Below are 610 nucleotides of genomic sequence, written 5' to 3'. Positions count from 1 at the left end.
GCGTCGGATGGATATAAGAGACAGTCTTTGCCGTTTGTGCTGTAAGTGTTGCCCGCCTGTTGGTCCTCGACCAGCACCTGCTGGTCGATGACCCCAGTCATCTGCTGCGTGTCTGGGCGAATACCAACGGAAGTGTGTAATTTGACGCCTTCTACGTCGATATCTGAGGAACTAATATCTCCAAGACCGTCCTTGGCTGGGTGGCGAGGAAAGGTGAGATACGTCGTGTCGGAGACGACCAACAGCTCGTCTCCGCCACTCACCCGTGATCGCTGTGACTGCTTGTGAGCAGAGAGAATCTCGGTCGGTTCCACACTCTCATTATCGCAAAATCGGTATGTAGCCTTTGTGGACGCCCAGTCCTCGCAGGAAGCCGGGATGGACTCGGCAGGTGAACTGCCGAGTTCATCCCCGAGTTGGACCAATCGATCGGTAAGACGCTTGTCTCCGAACTCCGCTGCCCGAAACTCCGTCCGAATCCAACCTGATACATCCATGTCACACAACTCCCCGTCATCGTTCAGATCAGGTCGCCAACTCCGCTGATCTCGTCCCATCTCCCAGCCTCAACTTCTCAGCTACGGGAATAGAATTTGTGGGTAAGAGACAG

The 610-nt window shown here is 54.8% G+C and carries 1 protein-coding gene; it reads right to left on the bottom strand.

Annotated features, from left to right (window positions below):
• On the bottom strand, positions 1 to 557 hold a 557-nt coding region (locus Z052_RS02385; protein WP_144049978.1), incomplete at its 3' end, for a transposase.
• Positions 558 to 610: the final 53 nt, after the last annotated feature.

The sequence above is a fragment of the Halorubrum sp. C191 genome (assembly GCF_002727095.1).
Taxonomy (GTDB): domain Archaea; phylum Halobacteriota; class Halobacteria; order Halobacteriales; family Haloferacaceae; genus Halorubrum; species Halorubrum ezzemoulense.
The sequence above is the reverse complement of the archived record's forward strand: the minus strand, read 5'-3'. Positions and strand labels throughout refer to the sequence as shown.